Source organism: Methylopila jiangsuensis (assembly GCF_027922305.1).
Lineage (GTDB): Bacteria > Pseudomonadota > Alphaproteobacteria > Rhizobiales > Methylopilaceae > Methylopila > Methylopila jiangsuensis.
Genome location: NZ_BSFK01000002.1, coordinates 1 through 24,122, shown reverse-complemented (window position 1 = coordinate 24,122; position 24,122 = coordinate 1). Strand labels below are relative to the sequence as shown.

Genomic DNA, 24,122 nt, shown 5'->3' with positions numbered 1-24,122 from the left:
ACGATAGCCCGCGTCAGGCCTCGATCACAACGAGCAGATCCTTGGCGTCCACCGGCGATCCCGGCGACACCAGAACCTCCTTCACCACGCCGCCCTTCTCGGCGTGGATCGAGGTGTCCATCTTCATGGCCTCGATGGACAGCACCACGTCGCCGGGCTCGAGCGTCTGGCCCACCTTGGCGGACACGGTGGAGACGATGCCCGGCATGGGCGCGGCCACATGGCCGGGATTGCCCTCCTCCGCCTTGCGCCGCGCCTCGCGGGCGGCGGCGGAGCGGTTCGGCACCTTGATGATGCGCGGCTGGCCGTTCAGCTCGAAGAAGACCTTCACCTGGCCCTCCTCGTCGGTCTCGCCCACGCCGAGGTTGCGGATCACCAGCGTCTTGCCGCGCTCGATCTCCACCGGGATTTCGCCGCCGGCGCCAAGGCCGTAGAAGTAGATCGGCGTCGGCAGCGCCGACACCGGACCGTATTTCTTCTCCGCCTGGGCGTAGTCCACGAACACCTTGGGGTACATGAGGTAGGAGGCGAGGTCGAAATCGTTCGGCTCGCGCTCGATCTTCTTGGCGAGCTCCGCCCGGGTCGCGTCGAAATCCACCGGCGGCATCAGCGCGCCGGCGCGCCCCTCGATCGGCGCCTCTCCCTTCAGCACCTTGGACTGGATGCCTTTGGGGAACCCGCCCGGCGGCTGGCTGAGCTCGCCCTTCATGAGCTGCACCACGCTTTCGGGGAACGACACCTCCACGGCCGGATCCTCCACCTCCGCGCGGGTGAGGCCGGCCGAGACCATGGAGAGCGCCATGTCGCCCACCACCTTGGAGGTGGGCGTCACCTTTACGATGTCGCCGAACATGTCGTTCACGTCGCGATAGGTGCGCGCCACCTCGTTCCAGCGGGTCTCCAGCCCCATGGCGCGGGCCTGCTCCTTGAGGTTGGTGAACTGCCCGCCCGGCATTTCGTGCAGATACACCTCGGACGCCGGCGCCAGCAGGTCGTTCTCGAAGGCGGCGTATTGGGCGCGGGCCTGCTCCCAGTAGAGCGAGATCGCCCGGATGGCGTCGAGGTCGAGGCCGGCGTCGCGCTCGGAGCCCTTCAGCGCCGCCACGATGGAGCCGAGGCAGGGCTGGGACGTCATGCCGGAGAACGCGTCCATGGCCGCGTCCACCGCGTCCACGCCGGCGTCGATGGCGGCCAGAACCGTGGCCCCGGCGATGCCGGAAGTGTCGTGGGTGTGGAGGTGGAGCGGCAGGCCGGTCTCCTCCCGCAGCGTCTTCACCAGCAGCCGGGCGGCCGCCGGCTTCAGCAGGCCCGCCATGTCCTTCAGGCACAGCACATGGGCGCCGGCCTTCTCCAGCCGCTTCGCCAGATCGACGTAGTATTTCAGGTCGTATTTGGCCCGCGCCGGGTCGAGCACGTCGCCGGTGTAGCAGATCGCCGCCTCGCAGATTTTCCCGGCGTCGATGATCGCGTCCATGCTGACGCGCATGTTGTCGATCCAGTTCAGGCAGTCGAACACCCGGAACAGGTCCACGCCGCCCCTGGCCGCCTGGGCGATGAAGAAGGCCACCGCGTTGTCCGGATAGTTGGCGTAGCCGACGCCGTTCGAGCCGCGCACCAGACACTGCAGCAGCAGGTTGGGCGCGCTCTCCCGGATCTTGGCGAGGCGCTCCCACGGGTCTTCGGTGAGGAAGCGCATGGCCACGTCAAAGGTGGCGCCGCCCCAGCATTCGAGGCTGAGAAGCTGCGGCAGGCCCGACGCGTAGGACGGCGCGGAGGCCGCGATGTCGAAGCTCCGCACACGGGTCGCCAGCAGCGACTGGTGCGCGTCGCGCATGGTGGTGTCGGTGACGAGCACACGGGATTGCTCCCGCATCCAGGCGCCGAACGCCTTGGGCCCCAGCTCTTCAAGCAACTGGCGGGAGCCGTCCGCGACCGCGCCGAACAGCGGAGCCACGGGCTCGGGGGCGCCGTCCTTGGGCTTCGCCCGGCCCTTGGCCTCCGGGTGCCCGTTGACGGTGACGTCGGCGATGTAGGTCAGCAGGCGCGTGGCGCGGTCCTGCCGCTTCTCGAACGCGAACAGCTCCGGCGTTTCGTCGATGAAGCGGGTGATGGTCTCGCCCGCGACGAACGTCGGGTGCCGCACCACGTTCTCGAGGAAGGCGAGGTTGGTCGCCACGCCGCGGATGCGGTACTCGCTGATGGCGCGCTGCATGCGCAGGCACGCCTCCTCGGGCGTGGGCGCCCAGGCGGTCACCTTCTCCAGCATGGGATCGTAGAAGCGGGTGATGACCGCGCCCGAATAGGCGGTGCCGCCGTCCACCCGGATGCCGAAGCCCATGGCGCCGCGATAGGCGGTGATGCGGCCGTAGTCCGGGATGAAGTTGTCTTCCGGGTTCTCGGTGGTGATGCGGCACTGCAGGGCGTGGCCGTTCAGCCGGATGTCGCCCTGCGCCGGCACGCCCGATTCAGGCGTCCCGATCGCGGCGCCCTCGATCACCCGGATCTGCGCCTTCACGATGTCGACGCCGGTGACCACCTCGGTCACCGTGTGCTCCACCTGGATGCGCGGATTGACCTCGATGAAGTAGAATCGGCCGCTGTCGGCGTCCATCAGGAACTCGACCGTGCCGGCGCCGAGATAGTCGGTGGCGCGGGCGATCTTCAGGCCGCTCTCGCACAGCTCCGCGCGGGTCGCCTCGTCGAGATAAGGCGCGGGCGCGCGCTCCACCACCTTCTGGTTGCGGCGCTGGACCGAACAGTCGCGCTCGAACAGGTGGACCGTGTTCCCATGGCGGTCGCCGAGGACCTGCACCTCCACGTGCCGGGCGCGCTCGACGAGCTTTTCGAGATAGACCTCGTCCTTGCCGAAGGCGGCCTTGGCCTCGCGCCGGGCGTTGGTCACCTCCCCGATCAGCTTGCCCATGTCGCGGATGACGCGCATGCCGCGGCCGCCGCCGCCCCAGGAGGCCTTCAGCATCACCGGCAGGCCGATCTCCTCGGCCGCCTTCCGGATCGCCTCCGGATCGTCGGGCAGCGGCGGGGTGGCGGGCATCACCGGCACGCCCACGCTGATGGCGAGGTTGCGCGCCGCCACCTTGTTGCCGAGCTTGCGCATGGTCTCGGGCGACGGCCCGATGAACAGCACGCCCGCCTCGGCGCAGGCGTCGGCGAACTCCGGGCTTTCCGACAGGAAGCCGTAGCCCGGGTGGATGGCGTCGACGCCGGCGTCCTTCGCGACCCGGATCACCTCGGGGATGGAGAGATAGGCCTCCAGCGGCCCCATGACCCGGCCGACCTGATAGGCCTCGTCCGCCTTGAAGCGGTGGAGCGAAAGCTTGTCCTCCTCCGCATAGATCGCGACCGTGCGGATGCCCAGTTCGGACGCGGCCCGGAACACCCGGATCGCGATCTCGGAGCGGTTGGCGACAAGCAGCTTTTCGATCTTGCGGGGGCCGGTCGGGAGCGGTGCTGCGGTCATGGGAACGGCGTCTCCGGAAACGGCGCGACGGGGAGAAGCGGACGCGCGGGCGGGCGCGGGAAGAAGCTGGCGGGCGCACCGCGCGACGCTCCCTCGGCGCCGCGCGTCAGGCCCTACCAAAGTTCATGAGAAAGCCCGCGCCGCCGCGCGTCAAGGCGCGGCGGTCAGTTGCGGGCGGGCGATGTGGGCGTCGCGGGCGCGGCGGCTGGCCGCGCCTCCTCCGCATGGGCCACGACGGGTTTCGCCGGCGCCGCGGCGGGCTTCGGCGCGGCGCGCTTGGTGGTGCGCAGCGCCTCTCCGCCATAGGCCAGCGCCACCAGCACCAGCGCGCCCGCGAGCGAAAACGCCACCTGCACCGGCCAGCCGTGGCCGAACCAGTCGAACACGCCGTGGCTCATGGCGGCGAACACGGTGGAGATCACGAACAGCGGCAGGCTCTTGCGGCCGATCAGCACCATGGCCCGGCCGAGCGCGCTGCGCCCAAGCCGGCTCTCCCGCCGCACGAACAGCGACGCGAGATGGGCCATGGCCATGAAGTGCAGCAGCCGCACCGGCGAGGCGTTGGCCTTGTCGGCGATGTCGGTGAGGAACCGCAGCGGCCGCCACTCGTAGAGCCCGAGCGTCGCCCAGGGCGCGGCGGCGATGAAGCCCACGATCACCACCGTGGCCGACAGGGCGATGGTCGCGGGCGCCGCCAGAACGTCCCGGAGCCAGCGCTCGTCGCGGGCGAGGAAGGTGGCGAACCCCGCCAGGAACACCGCCTGCCAGGCGAAGGGGTTGAAGGTCCAGAGCCGCGTGTCGGGATAGGACGACAGCGTCGCGCCCGAGAACCGCGCCCAGATCCAGACGCCGGCCGCGAAGGCAACGTAGAACGGCCAGCGGTCGCGGAAGCCCGCGAACAGCACGCCGATCAGCAGCGTCAGGATGATGTAGAGCGGCAGGATGTCGAGCAGCGGCGGCAGGTAGCCGAGCGTCGCGAGCTTCGGCAGCACCGTCTCGGTCGCCACCAGGAACGGCCGGATGAACAGGTCGCGCTCCATCACGCTGGAGCCGGCGTATTCGCGGTACAGCACCGCGAGCGTGGCGATCACCACGAAGGCGGCGATGTGGTGCAGGTAGAGCGTGAAGGCGCGCCCGAAGGCGTAGGGGATCGCCATCACGGGCCGGTCGAGGAACTTGCCCACGAACATGCTCGCCATGGCGAAGCCGGACAGGAACACGAACAGCTCGGCGGAATCCGACAGGCCGACATATTTCGTCGTGAACCAGCTCATGACGTTGTCGACCGAGTGGTTCCAGAAGATGAACACGATCGCGAGACCGCGCCAGAAATCGATGCGCCAGTCCCGCGACGACACGGGCGCCGCGCCGGACGGATGCTTCACGTTCGCGACGCCTCGACCGCCGTTCACCTTGATCGCGCCTCCCCCTGGCCATGATCGCGCCCACAGCGCGAATCGACCCGCCGCCCGACGCCATGCAACGCTTGGAATGGGGCGAAGGTTTCGCCGAACGGCGGCGCGCGTCAAGCCGCCCGGGGCAGGACGGCGCGCGATCTAAAGGATCGGCCGCGGCGCGATCGGCGTCTCGAAATAGCGGGCGAAGCGGCCCACGCCGCGCGGATTGGCGACCGTGAGCCGGCCGTCCGCCACCGTGAACAGGCCCGCCACGCGCAGCTTCGCCAGCGTCTTGTTGGTGTGCACCAGCGAGAGGCCGAGGGCGTCGGCGATGTGCTGCTGGGTGAGCGGAAAATCCATCGCCCCCTCGCGCAGCCCGCCCAGAAGGTCCATGCGCTTGTAGAGGCTCGCCACCAGCGCGACGATCCGCTCGGCGGCGTTGCGGCGGCCGACGGTGAGCAGGTTCTCGTCCACCATCGCCTCGCTCTGGGCGCCGAGCCAGGTCACGTCATAGGCGACCTCGGGCATGCGCTCGAACAGGCGCCACAGCTTGCGGCGCGGAATGACGCACAGCTCCACATCCGTGAGCGCCGTCACGCCGTAAAAGGATTTCTCGAACAGCGCCGCCTGCAGCCCGATCAGGTCGCCCGGCAACGCGAAGTTCAGTATCTGCCGGCGGCCGTCGTTGAGCTCCTTGTAGCGGAACAGCCAGCCGGAAAAGACCGTGTAGAGCTCGGCGTCGGACTGTTCGGGCAGAATGAGATCGGCGCCGGCGGCAAGCCGCACGTGGTCGCTTTTCAGCTCCTCGAGCAGCGCGACCTCCTTGTCGCTTTTCGGGTGAAACGCCGGCTTTACGCGGAGGGGGCAATGGGAGCAGCGGACATACATCGGCGGGGCGCGGCGCTGGATTTTCTGAAGCGGTCGAGTCGGAGGATAAAGATCATCCCAAACCCCATGCACGCTACGTCAAAATACATAGATATCGCTAGTCATAGGCGTTAAATCCCCAAGTCATGACGCACTTCCCCGCCCCTGATCCTGCGACGCCGCAACCCGCTTCCCTGTTCGCCGCGGCGACGGCGTCGCTGGCGCTGACGCCGGAGGATTTCGGCCCCATCGCCCGTTGCGATATCCCGATGTGCGTGGCGGACGCCGGCGGCGACATGCCGATCGTCTTCGCGAACCCGGCCTTCCTGGCGCTCAGCGGCTACGACGAGCGCGACGTGATCGGGCGCAACTGCCGCTTCCTTCAGGGCCCCTCGACGGAGCCGGAGGCGGCGGAGCGGTTCCGGCGCGGTTTCGCGGACGGAAGGCCGTTTCAGGTGGCGCTTCTCAACCACCGCAAGGATGGCGCGCCGTTCCGCAACGAAGTGTTCATCGCTCCGATCCGCGACGCCGGGGGCGCGATCGTCCGGTTCATCGGCATGCAGGTGTCCTCCCGCACGCTGGAGACGGAGGCCGCCAGCCTCGCCGCGCTGCGCCACCATTTCCGCAATCAGTTGCAGACCATGACGAGCTTCGTAAGCCTGCTCGGCCAGCGCATGGAGCCGGGCGACGGCCGCGACGCCTTTGAAGACGTGCGGGTGCGGTTCGAATCCATGGCCGCCGCCCAGTCGGAGGCGCCGGCGGACGCGAGCGAGACGGTGCGGGCGGACGCGATCCTCGCGCGGGTGGTCGAGGGGGCGCTGCGGATCTACGACCCCAACCGCCGGCATCCGGTCGCGATCGACGCGGCCCCGCTGCCCGCCTCGGGACGTCGCGCCACGCTGCTGGCGCAGGCGCTGACCGAGATCATGATCGACCTCGCCCGCAACGCCATGTCGACCGGCCCCGGCGCGCACGTCTCCGTGACGGTCGCGGCCCTGCCGGACGGCGGCTGCCGGCTTGCGGCCGCCTGCGCGGCGCCGGGGCGCGAGCCCGTGAGCGGCTCGACCGAACTCGGACTCGCCATCGCCCAGAGCCTCGCCCGCAGCGCGGGCGGCGAGTTCCGGAGGCGCATCGGGGAGAGATACGAGATCGAAATCCTGCTGCCGGCGGAAACCGATCTGCGTTGACAACGGCGGGCAGACCTTGCCCAGTTCCCCCGCCGCTCCATTTCCGATCCGCCGACGGAAATTCCCGGCCCCGCTGACCTCGCGTTTCGGAATCCCAGCCTCATGGCTCTCGCCGACACCATCGCTCCCCACCTGCCCTTCCTCCGCCGCTACGCGCGCGCCCTGACGGGCCGTCAGGACAGCGGCGACGCCTATGTGGCGGCCGTGCTCAAGGCGCTGATCGCCGATCCCAGCATCTTCCCGCCGGACGTCCCGCCGCGGGTGGGGCTCTACGCCATCTTCTCGCGCATCTGGTCTTCGGTCGCCCTCAATGTGGAGACCGGGCTGGAGGCGGCCCATTCCGAGCGCACCATCGAGGCGCTGACGCCCCGGTCGCGGCAGGTGTTCCTGCTGGTCTCGGTCGAGGGCTTCACCCCCGGCGAGGTGTCCCAGATCCTCAACCTGTCGCCGGACGAGGTGTCGCGCGCCATCGACGACGCCGGCCGCGAGATCGCCGAGCAGGTCGCCACCGACGTGCTCGTGATCGAGGACGAGCCCATCATCGCCATGGACCTGTCCAAGCTGGTGGAAGGCCTCGGCCATCGGGTCGTGGGCGTGGCGCGCACCCACACCGAAGCGGTCGCCATGGCGGCCAAGACCAAGCCCGGCCTCGTGCTGGCCGACATCCAGCTCGCGGACGGCAGCTCAGGCCTTGAGGCCGTGCAGGAGATGCTGCCCCAGCTCGAAGTGCCGGTGATCTTCATCACCGCCTATCCGGAGCGCCTGCTCAGCGGCATGCGGCCGGAGCCGGTGTTCCTGGTCACCAAGCCGTTCCAGGCCTCGACCGTGAAGGCCATCGTCAGCCAGGCGCTGTTCTTCGGCGCCCGCGCCCGGGCCGCCACGCACTGACCGTTCCGAGCCTTACGCCAAAAAGCCCCCGACGCCCTCCGGCCCGGGGGCTTTTTCATGCGTCGAAGGGCGTGGACGGCGCCGGTGAAACTTTCCGCGCCAAGCCGCGTTGAGGGTTCAAAGCCAACAGGCGAAGTCGCCGGCGGACAACGCCGGGATCGAGGACAGGCGACGGCGTGCGGCGACAGGCGCGCTCCGGCATGGGTCGCACGTTGCGATGGCCGCTCACTACTGGGGCGGCGCGTGGACCAGCGGATGACGGCGTGACAGACGTTCAGGCCGTCCAACCGCCCTGACCTCCCAAGATGCGAGGCGGAATCATGGCCTATGTCACTCACGGCTCCTACCGACCCTATCGGATTTCACGCGGGCGCGCCGCGCCGCTTTCGGCGGCCGCCGTCGTGGCGGCCCTCGCGACGGCGGCCGCCGCCGTCCTGATCATGGCGCTGGCGTTCGACGTGGGCGCTACGGCCTCCGGCGGCGGCAAGGGCGACCGTCTTGCGCCGCCCGCGCGCGTCGCCACGGCTTCGGCCCCGGGCGCCGGAGCCTATGCGCACGATCCGGTTCAGCGCACCACCACGGTCGCCCGCGACGCGACCATTCCGCTCAGTCCCCAGTCTCCGCTTGCGAACACGGCGGAATGAGCGTCGTTAAACTGTTAAAGAATGATCCGGCCACATTACCTGAGGCGTGGACGTTTCGCGCCGTGATCCGGGCTGGCCATGCCGGACCGGCGCGCTATCTGGCGATGCGCCGACCGCGAATGGGCGTCGCGCGAAAGGTGGGACATGACTGAGCGTAAACTCGACGCCTCCAGCATCGACGTGGACATCCAGACTCACATCGGCCGCCAGCTCCGCGCCGGGTACATGGACATCCTCAATCAACCGGTGCCGGATCGCTTTCTGGATCTGCTGGCGGAGCTCGACCGCAAGCAGCAGCCTGCGGAGGCGACCGCGGACGCCGACAAGGACGATCTTTTGACCAACGGTGCTCAATGACCGACGCCCCGCCCGCACGGGCGCCGCGCGACGAGCTCCTCGTCCATATTCCGAGCCTGCGCGCCTTCGCCGTCTCCCTGTCCGGACAGATCGACCGCGCCGACGACCTGGTGCAGGAAACCCTCGTGAAGGCGTGGCGCAATCTCGGCAGCTACACCGAGGGCACCAACATGCGCGCCTGGCTGTTCACCATCCTGCGCAACGTCTACATCTCGGACATCAGGCGGCGTAAGCGCGAGGTGCAGGACACCGACGGCATGTTCGCCGAACGGGTGTCGGTGCCGCCGCAGCAGAACGGCCACATGGACCTCGCCGATTTCCAGAAGGCGCTGGCGAGCCTGCCGGACGAGCAGCGCGAGGCGCTGATCCTGATCGGCGCCGCCGAGTTCTCCTACGAGGAGGCGGCCGAGATCGCCAACTGCGCCGTCGGCACCGTGAAGAGCCGGGTGAACCGCGCCCGGAACGCCCTCACCCGCAAGCTCAATCTCGACGTGAACGAGATCGGCCTCGAGCCCGCGCTCCGCGCGGCGCTGGGCGCGGGGCCGACGTGATGCGCGGCGCGCTCGCGCAGCCGGGGCGGCCGCTTCGGCGAGGGTGACCTGTGCTGAAGACCCTGCGCGCCAATGTGGCGCTCCTGCTGATCGCCGCCAATCTGCCGGTCATCGCGCTCGCGGTCTGGCTGGGCGTGCGCGACTTTCAGGGTGCCGACCTCACCGATCGCGACCGGCTGGTGCAGGCCGCGGAGCTCGTGGCCGCCCGCGCCGCGACCTATGGCGCCAAGCCCGGCCCGCTCTCGGACGAGGCGCGGGCGGCGATTTTCCAGGACCGGGGCTCGCGGGCGCGGATCGGGGTCGCGCTGGTCGGCCCGTCCGGCGAGGTGCGCGCCGAGGAGCTCAAGGCTCCGTTCGGCAGCGGCTTCCTGCCGAAGCAGGGGCTGCCTGACAAGGCTCTCGCGGGCGACGATCGCATTCTGAAGGGCCGCGGCGCGGACGGGAAAGCCTACCGCTACGCCATCTCGAACGTGGCGAACGGCGACGCCAAGGTGGTGGCCGCCACGCCGTTCGACTTCATGGGACGCAGCCAGACCCAGTGGCTGCTGCTGACGCTCGGGCTGCCGGCGCTGATGACGCTGCTCTGCGTCGGGCTCGTGCTGTTCGGCATCGAGCGCTACGTGCTGCGCTGGATCCGGCTGCTGCGCGAGACGGCGGAGGCCTATCACGGCGGCCGGCTCGACGTGAGCGCCGCGAGGCTCGATCAGGCCCCCGCGGAGCTGGCCCGGCTCGGCGCGGCGCTCGACGGCATGTCCCGGCGGGTGCACGAGCGCTCGGCCGAGCTTGAGTCCGCGGTCGAGGCGCGGGACACGCTGCTGCGCGAGCTGCACCACCGGGTGAAGAACAACTTCCAGATGATCGCCAGCCTGCTCGCCCTGCAGCGCCAGGAGGCGCCGCAGTCGCTGTCCGCGGTGCTCCGCGCGCCCGAAGACCGCGTGCGGGCCATGGCCGCCGCCTACAAGGCCTCCTACGCCAGCGGCGAGATCGGCCATGTGGAGGTGGGTGCGCTGATCCGCGACGTGGCGGTGCAGGCCCGCGACGTGGGCGCGGGGCGCAGCTTCGACGTGGCGGTGGAGGCGGACGAGAAGGTCGGCGAGTTGGATCTGGACCGGGGCGTCTCGCTCGCCCTGCTGCTGACCGAGCTTCTGAACGCGGCGGGGGCCGCGGCGGCCTCCGCCTCCGTCTCGGCGAAGCCGGACGACGAAGGCCGCGTCGTGATCTGCGTTTCGACGCCGGTCCCCTCGTGGCGGCCCGAAAGCGGCCTGCCCATGCGCCTGATCCGCGCCTATGGCGACCAGCTCGGCAGTCCGATCGAGGACGACGGCGCCGGCCTCATCTGCTTCCGGGTCGCGCTCACCTTCGACAAGCCGGCGATCGGGATGAAGCCCCCCGCGCGCTGAGACGCGATGCGCCTTGCGGTGGCCGTGGCCGGCGGCTTATGACCCTCGGCCATGGCTCCTCCTCCCCTGCTTCTCCTCAAGGACATCCGCCTCACCTTCGGCGGCCATCCCCTGCTCGACGGCGCCGAGATCGCGGTCTCGGCCGGCGAACGGCTGGGCCTCGTGGGCCGCAACGGCTCGGGCAAGTCCACTTTGCTCAAGATCGCCGCGGGGCTGGTGGAGGCGGACGACGGCTCCCGCTTCGTGCAGCCGGGGGCCACCATCCGCTACCTGCCGCAGGAGCCGGACCTCACCGGCTTCGCCACCACCCGGGCCTATGTGGAGGCGGGGCTCGCCCCCGGCGACGACGGCCATCGCGCCATCTACCTGCTGGAATCGCTCGGCCTCACCGGCGACGAGGACCCCAAGACCCTGTCCGGCGGCGAAGGCCGCCGCGCCGCGCTCGCCCGCACGCTGGCGCCCGAGCCGGACATCCTGCTGCTGGACGAGCCCACCAACCATCTCGACCTGCCGGCGATCGAATGGCTGGAAGCGGAACTCCGCTCGTCGCGCTCGGCGCTGGTGCTGATCAGCCACGACCGGCGGTTCCTGGAGAACCTCACCCGCGCCACCCTGTGGCTCGACCGCGGCCGCACCCGCAAGCTCGACCGGGGGTTCGGCGCGTTCGAGGCCTGGCGCGACGAGGCGCTGGCGCAGGAGGAGCTGGACCGGCACAAGCTCGACCGCCAGATCGAGCGCGAGAAGGACTGGCTGCGCTACGGCGTCACCGCCCGGCGCAAGCGCAACATGGGCCGCATGCGGGCGCTCGACGACCTGCGGACCAAGCGCAAGGCCCAGCGCGGGCCGCAGGGCGCGGTGCGGCTCACCGTGACCGAGGGCGAGACCTCCGGCGCGCTGGTGATCGAGGCGAGGACCGTCTCCAAGGCCTTTGACGGCCGCGCCATCGTGGCGGATTTCTCCACCCGCATCGCCCGCGGCGACCGCATCGGGCTGGTGGGCGCCAACGGCGCCGGCAAGACGACGCTGCTCAACCTGCTGACGGGCGCGCTGGAGCCGGATTCCGGCGTGGTGCGGGTGGGCTCCAACGTGGAGATCGCGACCCTCGACCAGAAGCGCGCCAGCCTCGACCCCTCCACCACCCTGCGCGACGCGCTGACCCACGGCCGCGGCGACACGGTGGAGGTGGGCGGCCAGACCAAGCACGTGGTGTCCTACATGAAGGACTTCCTGTTCGGTCCCGAGCAGGCGGGCTCGCCCTTGTCCGCGCTGTCGGGCGGCGAACGCGGCCGGCTGCTGCTGGCCCGCGCGCTGGCGCAGCCCTCCAACCTGCTGGTGCTGGACGAGCCCACCAACGATCTCGATCTGGAGACGCTGGACCTGCTGCAGGAGATGATCGCCGACTATCCGGGCACGGTGATCCTCGTCAGCCACGACCGCGACTTCCTCGACCGCACGGTGAACGCCGTCATCGCCTCGGAAGGCCAGGGCCGCTGGCAGGACTACGCCGGCGGCTACGCCGACATGATCGCCCAGCGCGGCCGGGGCGTGGACGCCCGCGCCGCGGTGAAGGCCGACGCGAAGGCGAAGTCCTCAGCCGGCGGAGCCGCCTCCCCCGGCCCGGCGCCGAAGCGCAAGCTCTCGTTCAAGGACCAGCACGCGCTCGACACCCTGCCCGCCCGCATCGCGGCGCTGGAGACGGAGATCGCGACGCTCGCGGCGAAGCTCGCCGACCCGCAGCTCTATGCCAAAGACCCGAAGGCCTTCGCGAAGACCTCGGACGACCTCGCCAAAGCTGAGGCCGAGAAGGCCGCCGCGGAGGAGCGCTGGCTGGAGCTGGAAATGCTGCGGGAGGAGCTGGCGGCGGGATGACGCGCGCCCCATGCCCCTGATCCCCGTCTCCGATCCCGACGATCCGCGCCTCGCGCCCTACCGCGCCGTGCGGGAGCGGGACGTGGTGGGCCATGGCGAGCGCTTCGTGGCCGAGGGCGAGGTGGTGCTGCGGCTGCTGGTCGAGGGCGGGCGCGGGGCTGGCCCGCGTTTCGCCACCGAAAGCGCTCTGATCGCCGAGCACCGCGCCGACGCGCTCGCCGCACTCCTCGGAAAACTACCGGAGGAGGTCCCGGTCTATGTGGCCGGGCGGACGGTGATGGACGCGGTGGTGGGCTTCCCGATCCATCGCGGGGTGCTCGCCATCGGCCGGCGCCCCGCGCCGGAGACGCCCGCCGCCCTGCTCGCCCGCCTGCCGGAGCGGGCGCTGGTGGTGGCGCTCTCGGGCGTCTCCAACCATGACAATGTGGGCGGCGTCTTCCGCAACGCCGCCGCCTTCGGCGCCGACGCGGTGTTGCTGGACGGCGCCTGCTGCGATCCGCTCTACCGCAAGGCGATCCGGGTCTCGGTCGGGGCGAGCCTCGTTCTGCCCTTCGCCCGCGGAGGCTCGGGGGCGGCGCTGATCGACGCGCTCGACGCCGCGGGCTTCGCCACCTTCGCCCTCAGCCCCGCCGGAGCGCAGGAATTGGGCGAGGTCGTCCCCGCGCGGAGGACCGCGCTGCTGCTCGGCGCGGAGGGACCGGGGCTCGCGCCCGAACTAATGGCGAGGTCGCGCACGGTGCGGGTCGCCATGGCCGGCGGCTTCGACAGCCTGAACGTGGCGACCACCAGCGGGATCGCGCTCTACGCGCTGACGCGGGGCCGCCTCGCCTGAGGCGTCACTTCTTCGGCCGCGCCTTGCTGTCCTTCTCCGCGTCCCGGTCCTCGCTCAGCGCCGCCTTCAGGCTGCGGCGCACCGCGTTCTGCCGCGCGGTGGAGGCGAGCTTCGCGCCGGTGAGGTCGGTGACGTAGAACACGTCCACCGCCCGCTCGCCGAAGGTCGCCACATGGGCGGAGACGATGTTGAGGTTGAGCTTGGAGATGGCGGTGGTGAGCTCGTAGAGCAGGCCGGGACGGTCGAGCCCGACGAGCTCCAGCACCGTGTGCCGGTCGGACCAGGCGTTGGTCACGGTCACCTCCGGCTCCACGTGGAAGGCGCGGCTGCGGCCCTTCTGGCCGCTCGCCACCTTGCTCTCCACGATGTCGTGCAGCCAGATGTCGCCGATCAGCGCCTTCTCGATGCTCTCGGCGATGCGGCGGCCCCGGCGCAGCTCGTCGTCGTCCTGGGGGAAGGCGCGGCTGATGACGATGGAGTCCAGCGCGAAGCCGTCGGTGGTGGTGTGGATGTGGGCGTCCACGATGTTGGCGCCGCCCGCCGCGCAGGCGCCGGCGATGATGGCGAGCAGGCGCGGATGGTCGGGCGCGAGCACGGTCAGCTCGGTCACGCCCCGGAAGGCGTCGGTCGCGACGTCTGTGGCGAGCTTGCGGTCCTGCTTGTCGGCGGCGGCGATGAAGCGGGCGTGCGCCACCGCCCGGTCCGCGTCCTCGCGCAGCCAGTAGGCCGGATACTGCCGCTTGGCGTAGGCCTTGAAGGCCCGGTCGCTCCAGTCCGACAGCCGCTCGCGCACGTCGCTCTGGGCGCGCTCCACCTGCCGGTTGCGGTCGCCGTCGGAGCGGCCGCCGGTGAGCACGTTCTCGGTCTCGAAATAGAGCGTGCGCAGCAGCTGGCCCTTCCAGCCGTTCCACACCCCCGGCCCCACCGCCTTGATGTCGCAGATGGTGAGGATGAGCAGCAGCTTCAGCCGCTCCGGCGACTGCACGACCTTGGCGAAATCCGCGATGGTGCGGCGGTCGGAGAGGTCGCGCGACTGGGCGACGATCGACATGGTGAGATGCTGTTCGATCAGCCAGGCCACCGTCTCGGTCTGGGAGGCGCTCAGGCCGAAGCGCGGGCACAGCCGGCGCGCGATGCGCCCGCCCGCCACCGAGTGGTCTTCAGGACGCCCCTTGGCGATGTCGTGCAGGAACAGCGCCACGTAGAGCGCGACCCGGTCACGCACGGTGGGCATCGTCTCGCTGGCGAGCGGATGGCTGTCCTTGGCCTCGCCGCCCTCGATCTCCGCCAGCACCCCGATCGAGCGCAGCAGATGCTCGTCCACCGTGTAGTGGTGGTACATGTTGAACTGCATCATCGCGACGATCTTGCCGAAGTCCGGGATGAAGCGGCCCAGAACGCCGGTCTCGTTCATCCGCCGGAGCGTGGTCTCGGGCGTGCGGCGCGACGTCAGGATCTCGATGAAGAGCGCGTTCGCCTCCGGGCTCTCGCGCAGGCGGGCGTCGATCAGCTTGAGCGATTTCGTCACCAGCCGCACCGCGTCCGGATGCAGCGCCAGATCGTTGCGGTCGGCGATGTGGAAGAAGCGGATCAGGTTGACCGGGTCCTTGGCGAACACGGTCTCGTCGACCACGTCGAGCCGGTCGGACTCCACCATGAAGTCGCCGAGCTCCTTCGGCTTGCGCTTGGGCTTCAGCTTGGTGAGGAAGCGGTCGAGCCGGGGCTTGGGCTTCTGCTGCCGCTCCTCCAGCGCGTGACAGAGGATGGCGGTCAGGTCCCCCACGTCCTTCGCCACCAGGAAGTAGTGCTTCATGAAGCGCTCGACGTCCTTCAGGCCCGGATGCTCGGTGTAGCCGAGCGCCAGCGCGATCTCGCGCTGCAGGTCGAAGGACAGCCGGTCCTCGGCGCGGCCGGTGATGTAGTGCAGGTGGCAGCGCACCGCCCAGAGGAAGTCCTCGCACTTGCGGAACAGCTTCAGCTCCGCCGCCGAGAACAGCCCGACCCTCACCAGTTCCTCGATGTCGCGGACGCGGTAGACGTATTTGGCGATCCAGAACAGCGTGTTCAGGTCGCGCAGGCCGCCCTTGCCCTCCTTGACGTTGGGCTCGACCAGATAGCGCGAGGCGCCGGAGCGCCCCAGCCGCTCGTCCCGCTCGGCGAGCTTGGCGGCGGCGAATTCGGCGGCCGCGCCCTCCACCACCTCGGCGTCGAAGCGGCGCATCTTGTCGGCGAAGATCGCCTCGTCGCCCACCACGAAGCGCGCCTCCAGCACGGCGGTGCGGATGGTCATGTCCGCCTTGGACAGGCGGATGCACTCGTCCACCGAGCGGGTGGCGTGGCCGACCTTGAGGCCCGCGTCCCACAGCACGTAGAGCATGGCCTCGACCACGCTCTCGCCCCAGGCGGTCTGCTTGTAGGGCAGCAGGAACAGCAGGTCGACGTCGGAGCCCGGCGCCATGGCGCCCCGGCCGTAGCCCCCCACCGCCGCCACCGACAGCCGCTCGCCGGAGGACGGGTTCTGGCGCGGATAGAGATCGGTGGTGGCGTGGTGGAACAGCGCGCGGATGACGGCGTCCATCAGTCCCGACAGGCGCTCCGCGCACAGCGCGCCCCCTTTGTCCTCCAGCAGCCAGGTCCGGGCGAGCGCCCGCCCCTCCGCCAGCGCCCGCTTCACCCGCGCCACAACCTCGGCGTGGCGCGTGGCGCCGTCGCCCCGCCGTGCGGCGGAGATGGCGGCGAAATCGGCCGCGAGCGCCGTTTCGTCGCAGAGTTCACGGGCTTCGCGCGCGGCGCGCGCGGGCGGACGGAGTGCGGACATGGGCCGGAGACGGTTCCGATGAGGCGGCCCGAAGGACCGGAGATGCGCCGTCGGCGCGACGACGGCCGTATGTAGGCAAGGAACGCGCCCGCGTCACGTGGCGACGACGTCAGGCGACGGACCGGGCGACGCGGAGCCCGGTCCTAAATCACCTCACCCAGTCACATCACCTTGACCTTGGTCCCGACGCCGACGCGGTCGTAGAGGTCCGTCACGTCCTCATTGGTCATGCGGATGCAGCCGGACGAGACCGCCCGTCCGATCGACCAGGGCTCGTTCGAGCCGTGGATGCGGTAGAGCGTCGAGCCGAGATAGAGCGCGCGGGCGCCGAGCGGGTTGTTGGGGCCGCCCGGCATGAACACCGGCAGCTCCGGCCGGCGCTGGCGCATCTCCGCCGGCGGGCGCCAGTCCGGCCACTCCCGCTTGTTGGAGATGGTCTCGACGCCCTTCCACGAGAAGCCCTCCTTGCCGACGCCCACGCCGTAGCGGATCGCGGTGCCGTCGGCCTGCACCAGATACAGGAAGCGCTCGGAGGTGTTGATGACGATGGTGCCCGGCTCCTCCGGCCCGCGATACGGCACGGTGGCGCGGGCGAATTTCGGATCGAGCCCGCGCCGGGTCTGGGGCGCGGCGGTCGCGCCGGCGCCCGACGGCGGCCCGGCGTAGCGCGGCTGCATCGGACGCACCTGCGGCGCGCGGGATTCATACGGGTCGCCATAGGCGTCCTCGTAGTCCTCGTAATAATGCCGGCGGTACTGCCGGCCGCGCCAGTCCTCGCTCGCATAGCCGCGCTCGATCGCGGCGCGCTCGCGCGCCGACGGAATCCGGCGCGGCTGGCGGTAGACCGGCTCGTCCTCGTACATGTCCTCGATGAAGCGGTCGCCGCGGGACGACCGGCGGATCACGCGCGGCCCGTCGTCGTAGACGTAGCGCTCCACCACCCGGGCCTGCGAGCGGTCACGCCGCACGTAATCGGGCGCTTCGATGACGCGGGTCTGGGCGATGGCGGCGCCCGAGGGAGCGACCAGCGCGAGGGCGAGGGCCGCGAGCGGCGCGACGCGGAAGACAGACACGGCTTTCACACTCCTCGAACGGCCGGAACCGGCCACGATTAAACGGCGCCAGAGCCTTACGTTGCATGAACGACTGCGTGACCCATCCCTGACGACCATGGCGAAAACGGGTTCGCGCGGCGCGCCGCGCACGATCACAGCCTCCCTGTCGCACGCGGGCGACGGCCGCCCCCTGCGCTTGTCACCCTTATGTCTCCATGACAGAACGGCCGCGCGGCCGAGCCGGCCCACGCGCGGGAGACGCCCATGACCGAGGTCCTGATCCGGGAGGCCATCGACGAGGACGGTCCTGAACTGATCCGTCTGGCCGACGCCACGCTCGCCGAGCACGCTGAGCCCGACGCCTCCGAAAGCTTCGGCGCGGCCTTCGCGGCCCCCGCCAGCGGCTTCGCCGGCCGTGGCGGGCGGCTGTGGGTGATGACCGACGCCGGCGGCGCGCTGGTGGGGGCGCTTGGCGTCACCCCCCACGTGCGGCCGCAGGAGTTCGAAATCACCGCGCTGTTCCTGGCGCCGTCCGTGCGGGGGCAGGGCTTCGCGCTGGCTCTGCTGGCGGGGGCCGACGCGTTCGCCGCCGCTTCGGGCGCGGCGCGGCTGAGCGCCTGGATCGACACGCGGTTCGGGGGCGCGATCCGGTTCCTGCTGCGCCATGGCTTCGTCCGCCTGCCGGGCACACGCGCCCGGCACGACGGCACGCCGGCGCTGATGCGCCACTACGCCCGCGACGTCCCCGCCGCCTGAAGACCGGAAAGGCCGACTCTCAGCCGACCGCCTTGCGCAGTTCGCCGAGCCGGCGGCGCGTGACCTGCCACGAGCCGTAGCCGAGCCGGCGCTCGATCTCACTCTGGGCCGTGCGCCACAGCGGCAGCGCGGCGTCGAGCGCCTCCCGGCCCTTCTCGGTCAGCGTCGGCTTGCGGCGGCCGTTCACGCCCTTTTCGGGCAGGACCAGCCCGTCTTTGCGCAAAAGCTGGAGATTGCGCACCAGCGTCGTGCGCTCGATCTCGATCCGGTCGGCGAGATCGGTGATCGAGCCGGCCTCGTCCGCCTCGATGGCGGCGAGCAGCACGAACTGCGTGCCCTTCAGCCCCGCCGGGCGCAGGGCGTCGTCGTAGAACCGCGTCACCGCGCGGGCCGCCATGCGGGTGTGCGAGCACGCGCACATGGTGTGGATGTCGAGAATTTCGTCTCTCGTCGCCATGGCGTCAGGATCGCGCCGAATCCCGACCGAAATCAAGGTTTTTGAGGCCCCCGCTCCCTCTCCGGCCGCATTGCGTCGACGGATCGTAGGTGGTAGCCGATAAAAATCGCTCTTTCGGAAGACGTGACCGGATGACCTCAGACCAGCGCGCCGCCTCCACGGCCCAGCCGACGGATCCGGATGCGGCGGCCACCAGACGAAAAACGCGGATCGCTCGCGCCCAGCGCCGCAAGGAGCAGATGCTGGCTGCGGGCGGCGCGCCCTCGGAGACGCCCCCGACGCGCAGCGTTCCGGCGACCGACGGGGACGCGCGCGCGCAACGGCGCAAGCGGCGCGCGGCGGCGCTGGCCGCAGCGGAGGCGGCGGCCGAGGGCGACTACCTCAGCACCAGCGTCCAGGTGGCCCGGGCGATCCGGCCCAACGCGTCGCTGAGCTATTTCGGCTTCACCCTGTTCCTGCGGCCGGGCGCCGACAGCTCCCGCCTGCTGGTCATCCTCTCCACCAAGCCAGGCTTCGCGCTGTTCCGCGCCTCGTTCGGCCACGACGTGCTGTTCGTCTCGGACGCCCGCGTGCCCTATTACGTCCAGCGCTCCAGCCGGCTCGCGACCGCGATCTCCCGCATCGCGGACCGCTTCGGCTACGAGAAGATCTCGATCATGGGCGGCAGCAAGGCGGGCTTTGGCGCGCTGCTGATCGGCGGGCTGCTCGCGCAGCTCAAGCCCGAGCGGATCATCCGCATCCTGGCGTTCCAGCCGCGGGTCTACATCTGGCCTTATGAGCCGGAGCGCTCGGTCCCCGGCTACCATCGCGCCCACGCCTACGCCGCCGCCAACCCGGAGCGGAAGGAGAGCATGCGCCGCAACGGCAACGCCATGTTCGTGGCGGAGCTGCCGAACACGATCGTGAAGATGATCTATTCGGAGCACAACGTGGGCGACCGGGCGCAATCGCAACTGCTGACCGGGCCGAACGTGTCCCATCTGCCGGTGCCGACCGCGATCCACAACGCCATCGCCATCCTGAACTATGTGGGCAAATCCGACGACGACGTCCGCCGCGGCATCGAGCGCATGCTGGCGAGCGTGACCGAGGACGAGCAGGAGATGGCCGGAGGCATCGACGCCGAAACCCTGCGCCAGGACATCCGCAACGCAAGCCACCTGCCCTCGCTGATGCAGCTGATCGCGGAGTCCTTCAGCTGGGAGCTGAAGCCCGCGCCGGTCTGGTGGCCGCTTGCGGTCAATATGCGCCGCGCCTGGCGCGAGGCCCAGCACTGGTATTACGCGACCCGTCCCGAGCCCACGATCCGCGGCGCGCGCAAGCCCCGCGAGGACGTCGCGAAATCCTGATCGCGGGGCCGACGCGTCGGCGGCTCACCGCCGCGCCCTAGCGTCATGATCCCGACAACCGCGCATGCCAGCCTGACGCTTCCCGGCAGGACGTCGCACGCCTCCCTTTCGCGAACGCGTCCGCAAAAAATCACGGAACCTTTTCCGTCCCGTCCTTGACTCCGCGCGGGAGCGTTCGTATCTCGCGGCCTGTTAGCACTCTCACCAATAGAGCGCTAACGATCCGGCGCCGAGACGCCGGAGGCACATTTGGATCGCGAAGCGTCACCGCAAGCGCTCGAGAGGAATTCACCCATGGCATTTCGTCCGCTGCACGACCGCGTGGTCGTCCGCCGCCTGACCGCCGAAGAGAAGTCCAAGGGCGGCATCATCATCCCGGATACCGCCAAGGAAAAGCCGCAGGAAGGCGAAGTCGTCGCCGTCGGCGCCGGCGCCCGTGACGAGAACGGCAAGATCGTCGCTCTCGACGTCAAGTCCGGCGACAAGATCCTGTTCGGCAAGTGGTCGGGCACCGAGGTCAAGATCGACGGCGAAGACCTGCTCATCATGAAGGAGTCGGACATCCTCGGCGTCATCGCCTGAGGTTTTCCGGCTTTTTTACGCCCGGCGGGGCCCGCGCTGTCCTAAAGCGACGCGGCGAGCCGGCTGAAACCTGACACACCTGCTCAAAGGAGCATTCACATGGCTGCGAAAGACGTACGTTTTTCCGCCGACGCGCGCGACAAGATGCTGCGCGGCGTCGACATCCTCGCCAACGCGGTGAAGGTCACGCTCGGCCCGAAGGGTCGTAACGTCGTGATCGAGAAGTCCTTCGGCGCTCCGCGCATCACCAAGGACGGCGTCACCGTCGCCAAGGAGATCGAGCTCGAGGACAAGTTCGAGAACATGGGCGCCCAGATGGTGCGCGAAGTGGCCTCGAAGACCAACGACCTCGCCGGCGACGGCACCACCACCGCCACCGTGCTCGCCCAGGCGATCGTCCGCGAGGGCGCCAAGTCGGTGGCCGCCGGCATGAACCCGATGGACCTGAAGCGCGGCGTCGATCTCGCCGTCGCCAAGGTGATCGAGCACCTCAAGGCCTCGTCCAAGAAGATCGCCACCTCGGCGGAAGTCGCGCAGGTCGGCACGATCTCCGCGAACGGCGACAAGGAAGTGGGCGAGATGATCGCCTCGGCCATGCAGAAGGTCGGCAACGAGGGCGTCATCACGGTCGAGGAAGCCAAGAGCTTCGAGACCGAGCTCGAGGTCGTCGAGGGCATGCAGTTCGACCGCGGCTACCTGTCGCCGTACTTCGTGACCAACGCCGAGAAGATGGTCGCCGAGCTCGAGGATCCGTACATCCTCATCCACGAGAAGAAGCTCTCCGGCCTGCAGGCGATCCTGCCGGTGCTCGAGGCCGTGGTGCAGTCCGGCAAGCCGCTCGTCATCATCGCCGAGGACATCGAGGGCGAGGCGCTCGCCACCCTCGTGGTCAACAAGCTCCGCGGCGGCCTGAAGGTCGCGGCCGTGAAGGCGCCGGGCTTCGGCGACCGCCGCAAGGCCATGCTCGAGGACATCGCGATCCTGACCAACGGCCAGGTCATCTCCGAGGATCTCGGCATCAAGCTCGAGAACGTCACCCTCGACATGCTCGGCCGCGCCAAGAAGGTCGTGCTCGAGAAGGAGAAGACCACCATCGTGGACGGCTCCGGCGAGAAGGACGCGATCGAGGGCCGCGTCGCCCAGATCAAGGCCCAGATCGAAGAGACCACCTCGGACTACGACCGTGAGAAGCTCCAGGAGCGTCTCGCCAAGCTGGCTGGCGGCGTGGCCGTCATCCGCGTCGGCGGCGCCACCGAGATCGAGGTCAAGGAGAAGAAGGACCGCATCGACGACGCTCTCAACGCCACCCGCGCGGCGGTCGAGGAAGGCATCGTTCCGGGCGGCGGCACCGCGCTGCTGCGCTCCAAGACGGTGATCACCGGCCTGAAGTCCGACAACGCGGACATCCAGGCGGGCGTGAACATCGTGCTGAAGGCGCTTGAGGCCCCGATCCGTCAGATCTCGGCCAACGCCGGCGTCGAGGGCTCGATCGTGGTCGGCAAGCTGCTGGAGAACCCCTCCGTCACCGCCGGCTTCAACGCCCAGACCGAAGAGTACGTCGACATGATCGAGGCCGGCATCGTCGACCCGACCAAGGTCGTGCGCACCGCGCTTCAGGACGCCGCCTCGGTCGCGGCCCTGCTGATCACCACCGAAGCCATGGTCGCGGAGCTGCCGAAGAAGGACAGCGGCGCGCCGGCGATGCCGGGCGGCGGCATGGGCGGCATGGACTTCTGAGGACGGCCATAGAGCCGCCCATCATCAAGAGAAGCGAAGCCGGTTCTCCCGGCTTCGCGGGCGGCATGGACGTCTGATCCAGCCCTCCAAGGCTCGAACAGGAAAAGGCCCCGGATCGCTCCGGGGCCTTTTTCGTGTTCGCATCCGGCTTCGCGCCGGGAGCGGGCGTCCTATATGGCCGCCCTCGGAGACAGAACGGGGGCCTGGAATTTGTCGATGTCACGCTGGGGCTGGGCGCTGTCCCGGGTCTCGCGCCGGATCTGGTTCCGGGCGAGCCTGTTCTCGATCGCGGCGGTGGCGACCGCGCTGGTGGCGATCGTCGTCAGCCCCTGGATTCCAAGCGGCCTGCCCGCGAAGGTGGGCGCGGACGCGGTCGACAACATCCTCGGCATCATCGCGGCGAGCATGCTGGCGGTGACCACCTTCTCGCTCAACATCATGATCTCCGCCTTCTCCGCGGCGTCGAGCAACGTCACGCCCCGGGCGGCGACGCTGGTGGCCGAGGACCGCACCACCCAGAACGTGCTCGCCACCTTCCTGGGCTCGTTCCTGTTCGCGCTGGTCGGCATCGTGGCGCTCAGCGCCGGCGCCTATGGCGAGCAGGGCCGGCTGGTGCTGATGGCGGTCACCGTCGCGGTCATCGGCCTGATCGTGCTCACCCTGCTGCGCTGGATCGCCCATCTCGCCACGCTCGGCCGGGTCACGGACATCACCCGCCGGGTGGAGGAGGCCGCGGCCGAGGCGCTGCGCGACCGCAAGCGCGCGCCCCATCTGGGCGGCGCGCGCCGGGACGGCCCGCCGCCGGACGGCGCGACCGCCGTGGCGGCGCCCGAGATCGGCTATGTGCAGCATGTGGACATGGGCGCGCTGGCCGCCGTCGCCGAGCGTCTCGGAGGGCGGATCGTGCTGGAGGCGCTTCCGGGCCTGTTCGTCGGCCCCTCCCGCCCGCTTGGCTGGATCGACGCCCCCGTCCCCGACGACGACGCGGTCAAGGCCGTGCAGGCGGCCTTCGTCATCGGCGACACGCGGTCCTTCGACCAGGACCCGCGGTTCGGGATCTGCGTGCTGTCGGAGATCGGCTCGCGGGCCCTGTCCTCCGCGATCAACGACCCCGGGACCATCATCGACGTGATCGGCCGCGGGGTGCGGGTTCTGGCGCTGTGGGCCGAGCCGGTCGAGGAGACCGAGCCGCGCTTCCCCGCCGTGCTCGTGCCCGCGATCGAGCCGGACGACGTGTTCGAGGACCTGTTCGAGGCGCTGGAGCGCGACGGGGCCGGCGACGTGATCGTGGGGCTGCGCCTGCAGAAGGCCTATCGCTCGCTCGCCGCCCTCGACGATCCGCGCTTCGCGGCCGCCGCCCGGCGCCGCTCGGCGATCGCGCTGGCCCGGGCCGAGCAGGCGCTCGCCTTTGCGGCGGATCTGGAGCGCGTTCGTTCAGCGGCGGGTTCGGTCTGACGCGCCGGCGGCCTGCGCGCATCGTTCGATACGTCCTCTCCTGAACGCGGAAGCCTTTCGCCGGGGACCTACGAGGTCTGCGGGGCGAAAAGGAAGGCGCGGGCGGAAGCGCGCGTTGCTTCCATGTCGTGCCGGAGCCTTCGGGTTTGACGGCGTCCGCGAGGACGCGCCCGACGATCACCGGCGCTGCGGGTGGGCGGCGAAGCCATCCTCTTGAAGGCGCCAGCAGAAGTCAGAGGAGCGCATGTCGTGGCGGATAATCGGCCGTGTTGATCCCAGCGACGAAGCAGGGAGCATCGTCCTCTACGAGGCGAACGATGGCCGCAACCTCATACGGGTCGATCCGATGCGTTGTTCCGCCCTGGCTCGTTTCAGGAGGGGCTCCCGCGATCCGTTGCGGGTCCGGGACGCTTGAAGCCGTGCGGTCCACTTCCGGATTGACG

The 24,122-nt window shown here is 70.0% G+C and carries 20 protein-coding genes; 13 read left to right on the top strand and 7 right to left on the bottom strand.

Annotated features, from left to right (window positions below):
- Positions 1–13: 13 nt before the first annotated feature.
- The 3 genes from pyc to PKE85_RS00120 form a co-directional block, all read right to left on the bottom strand.
- Entirely contained in the window at positions 14–3,478 is a 3,465-nt protein-coding gene (pyc, locus tag PKE85_RS00130; RefSeq protein WP_271202760.1) for a pyruvate carboxylase, read from the bottom strand.
- A 164-nt stretch (positions 3,479–3,642) separates the two neighbouring features.
- Positions 3,643–4,890, bottom strand: a complete 1,248-nt coding sequence (locus PKE85_RS00125) for an OpgC family protein (protein ID WP_271202759.1) — start codon at positions 4,888–4,890, stop codon at positions 3,643–3,645.
- 144 nt (positions 4,891–5,034) lie between these two features.
- Entirely contained in the window at positions 5,035–5,661 is a 627-nt protein-coding gene (locus PKE85_RS00120; RefSeq protein WP_271202758.1) for a Crp/Fnr family transcriptional regulator, read from the bottom strand.
- Between the two features lie 227 nt (positions 5,662–5,888).
- Between PKE85_RS00120 and PKE85_RS00115 the strand changes: the two genes are divergently transcribed.
- The 8 genes from PKE85_RS00115 to PKE85_RS00080 all read left to right on the top strand — a co-directional run bounded on the left by PKE85_RS00115 (position 5,889) and on the right by PKE85_RS00080 (position 13,470).
- Complete coding sequence (locus PKE85_RS00115; RefSeq protein WP_271202757.1) at positions 5,889–6,929, top strand: PAS domain-containing protein; 1,041 nt, start codon at positions 5,889–5,891, stop codon at positions 6,927–6,929.
- 102 nt (positions 6,930–7,031) lie between these two features.
- Positions 7,032–7,817 (top strand): response regulator, encoded by a 786-nt coding sequence (locus tag PKE85_RS00110; RefSeq protein WP_271202756.1) that lies wholly within the window; start codon positions 7,032–7,034, stop codon positions 7,815–7,817.
- A gap of 320 nt (positions 7,818–8,137) precedes the next feature.
- Positions 8,138–8,461: a hypothetical protein gene (locus PKE85_RS00105; protein ID WP_271202755.1), complete on the top strand. Its 324-nt coding sequence runs from the start codon at positions 8,138–8,140 to the stop codon at positions 8,459–8,461.
- 78 nt (positions 8,462–8,539) lie between these two features.
- Positions 8,540–8,818 (top strand): NepR family anti-sigma factor, encoded by a 279-nt coding sequence (locus tag PKE85_RS00100; RefSeq protein WP_271202754.1) that lies wholly within the window; start codon positions 8,540–8,542, stop codon positions 8,816–8,818.
- A complete protein-coding gene (locus PKE85_RS00095; protein ID WP_271202753.1) occupies positions 8,815–9,369 on the top strand; it encodes a sigma-70 family RNA polymerase sigma factor in 555 nt (184 codons plus the stop codon). The genes PKE85_RS00100 and PKE85_RS00095 overlap by 4 nt, the downstream gene beginning before the upstream one ends.
- A gap of 50 nt (positions 9,370–9,419) precedes the next feature.
- Positions 9,420–10,769 carry a histidine kinase dimerization/phosphoacceptor domain -containing protein gene (locus PKE85_RS00090; protein WP_271202752.1) on the top strand — a complete coding sequence of 450 codons (1,350 nt, stop codon included), beginning with the start codon at positions 9,420–9,422 and terminating at the stop codon, positions 10,767–10,769.
- A 51-nt stretch (positions 10,770–10,820) separates the two neighbouring features.
- Entirely contained in the window at positions 10,821–12,638 is a 1,818-nt protein-coding gene (locus tag PKE85_RS00085; RefSeq protein WP_271202751.1) for an ABC-F family ATP-binding cassette domain-containing protein, read from the top strand.
- 10 nt (positions 12,639–12,648) lie between these two features.
- Positions 12,649–13,470, top strand: a complete 822-nt coding sequence (locus PKE85_RS00080; RefSeq protein WP_271202750.1) for a TrmH family RNA methyltransferase — start codon at positions 12,649–12,651, stop codon at positions 13,468–13,470.
- Between the two features lie 4 nt (positions 13,471–13,474).
- Here the strand turns inward: PKE85_RS00080 and PKE85_RS00075 are convergent, their stop codons facing one another.
- Both PKE85_RS00075 and PKE85_RS00070 read right to left on the bottom strand, forming a co-directional pair.
- Positions 13,475–16,288: a [protein-PII] uridylyltransferase gene (locus tag PKE85_RS00075; protein ID WP_271202749.1), complete on the bottom strand. Its 2,814-nt coding sequence runs from the start codon at positions 16,286–16,288 to the stop codon at positions 13,475–13,477.
- A gap of 161 nt (positions 16,289–16,449) precedes the next feature.
- A complete protein-coding gene (locus PKE85_RS00070) occupies positions 16,450–17,361 on the bottom strand; it encodes a L,D-transpeptidase (RefSeq protein WP_271202748.1) in 912 nt (303 codons plus the stop codon).
- A 246-nt stretch (positions 17,362–17,607) separates the two neighbouring features.
- Between PKE85_RS00070 and PKE85_RS00065 the strand changes: the two genes are divergently transcribed.
- Positions 17,608–18,099, top strand: a complete 492-nt coding sequence (locus tag PKE85_RS00065) for a GNAT family N-acetyltransferase (RefSeq protein ID WP_271202747.1) — start codon at positions 17,608–17,610, stop codon at positions 18,097–18,099.
- Positions 18,100–18,118: 19 nt separating this feature from the next.
- Here the strand turns inward: PKE85_RS00065 and PKE85_RS00060 are convergent, their stop codons facing one another.
- Entirely contained in the window at positions 18,119–18,556 is a 438-nt protein-coding gene (locus PKE85_RS00060; RefSeq protein ID WP_271202746.1) for a MarR family winged helix-turn-helix transcriptional regulator, read from the bottom strand.
- A gap of 131 nt (positions 18,557–18,687) precedes the next feature.
- Between PKE85_RS00060 and PKE85_RS00055 the strand changes: the two genes are divergently transcribed.
- From PKE85_RS00055 to PKE85_RS00040, 4 genes are all read left to right on the top strand, one after another.
- Positions 18,688–19,905 (top strand): hypothetical protein, encoded by a 1,218-nt coding sequence (locus PKE85_RS00055; RefSeq protein ID WP_271202745.1) that lies wholly within the window; start codon positions 18,688–18,690, stop codon positions 19,903–19,905.
- A 294-nt stretch (positions 19,906–20,199) separates the two neighbouring features.
- Positions 20,200–20,487 carry a co-chaperone GroES gene (gene groES, locus PKE85_RS00050; RefSeq protein ID WP_271202850.1) on the top strand — a complete coding sequence of 96 codons (288 nt, stop codon included), beginning with the start codon at positions 20,200–20,202 and terminating at the stop codon, positions 20,485–20,487.
- 99 nt (positions 20,488–20,586) lie between these two features.
- On the top strand, positions 20,587–22,224 hold the full coding sequence (gene groL / locus PKE85_RS00045; protein ID WP_271202744.1) for a chaperonin GroEL: 1,638 nt from the start codon (positions 20,587–20,589) through the stop codon (positions 22,222–22,224).
- A gap of 216 nt (positions 22,225–22,440) precedes the next feature.
- Positions 22,441–23,679 (top strand): DUF2254 domain-containing protein, encoded by a 1,239-nt coding sequence (locus PKE85_RS00040; RefSeq protein WP_271202743.1) that lies wholly within the window; start codon positions 22,441–22,443, stop codon positions 23,677–23,679.
- Between the two features lie 232 nt (positions 23,680–23,911).
- Here PKE85_RS00040 and PKE85_RS00035 read toward each other — a convergent pair.
- A partial coding sequence (locus tag PKE85_RS00035; RefSeq protein WP_271202742.1) for a hypothetical protein occupies positions 23,912–24,122 on the bottom strand: 211 nt, incomplete at its 5' end.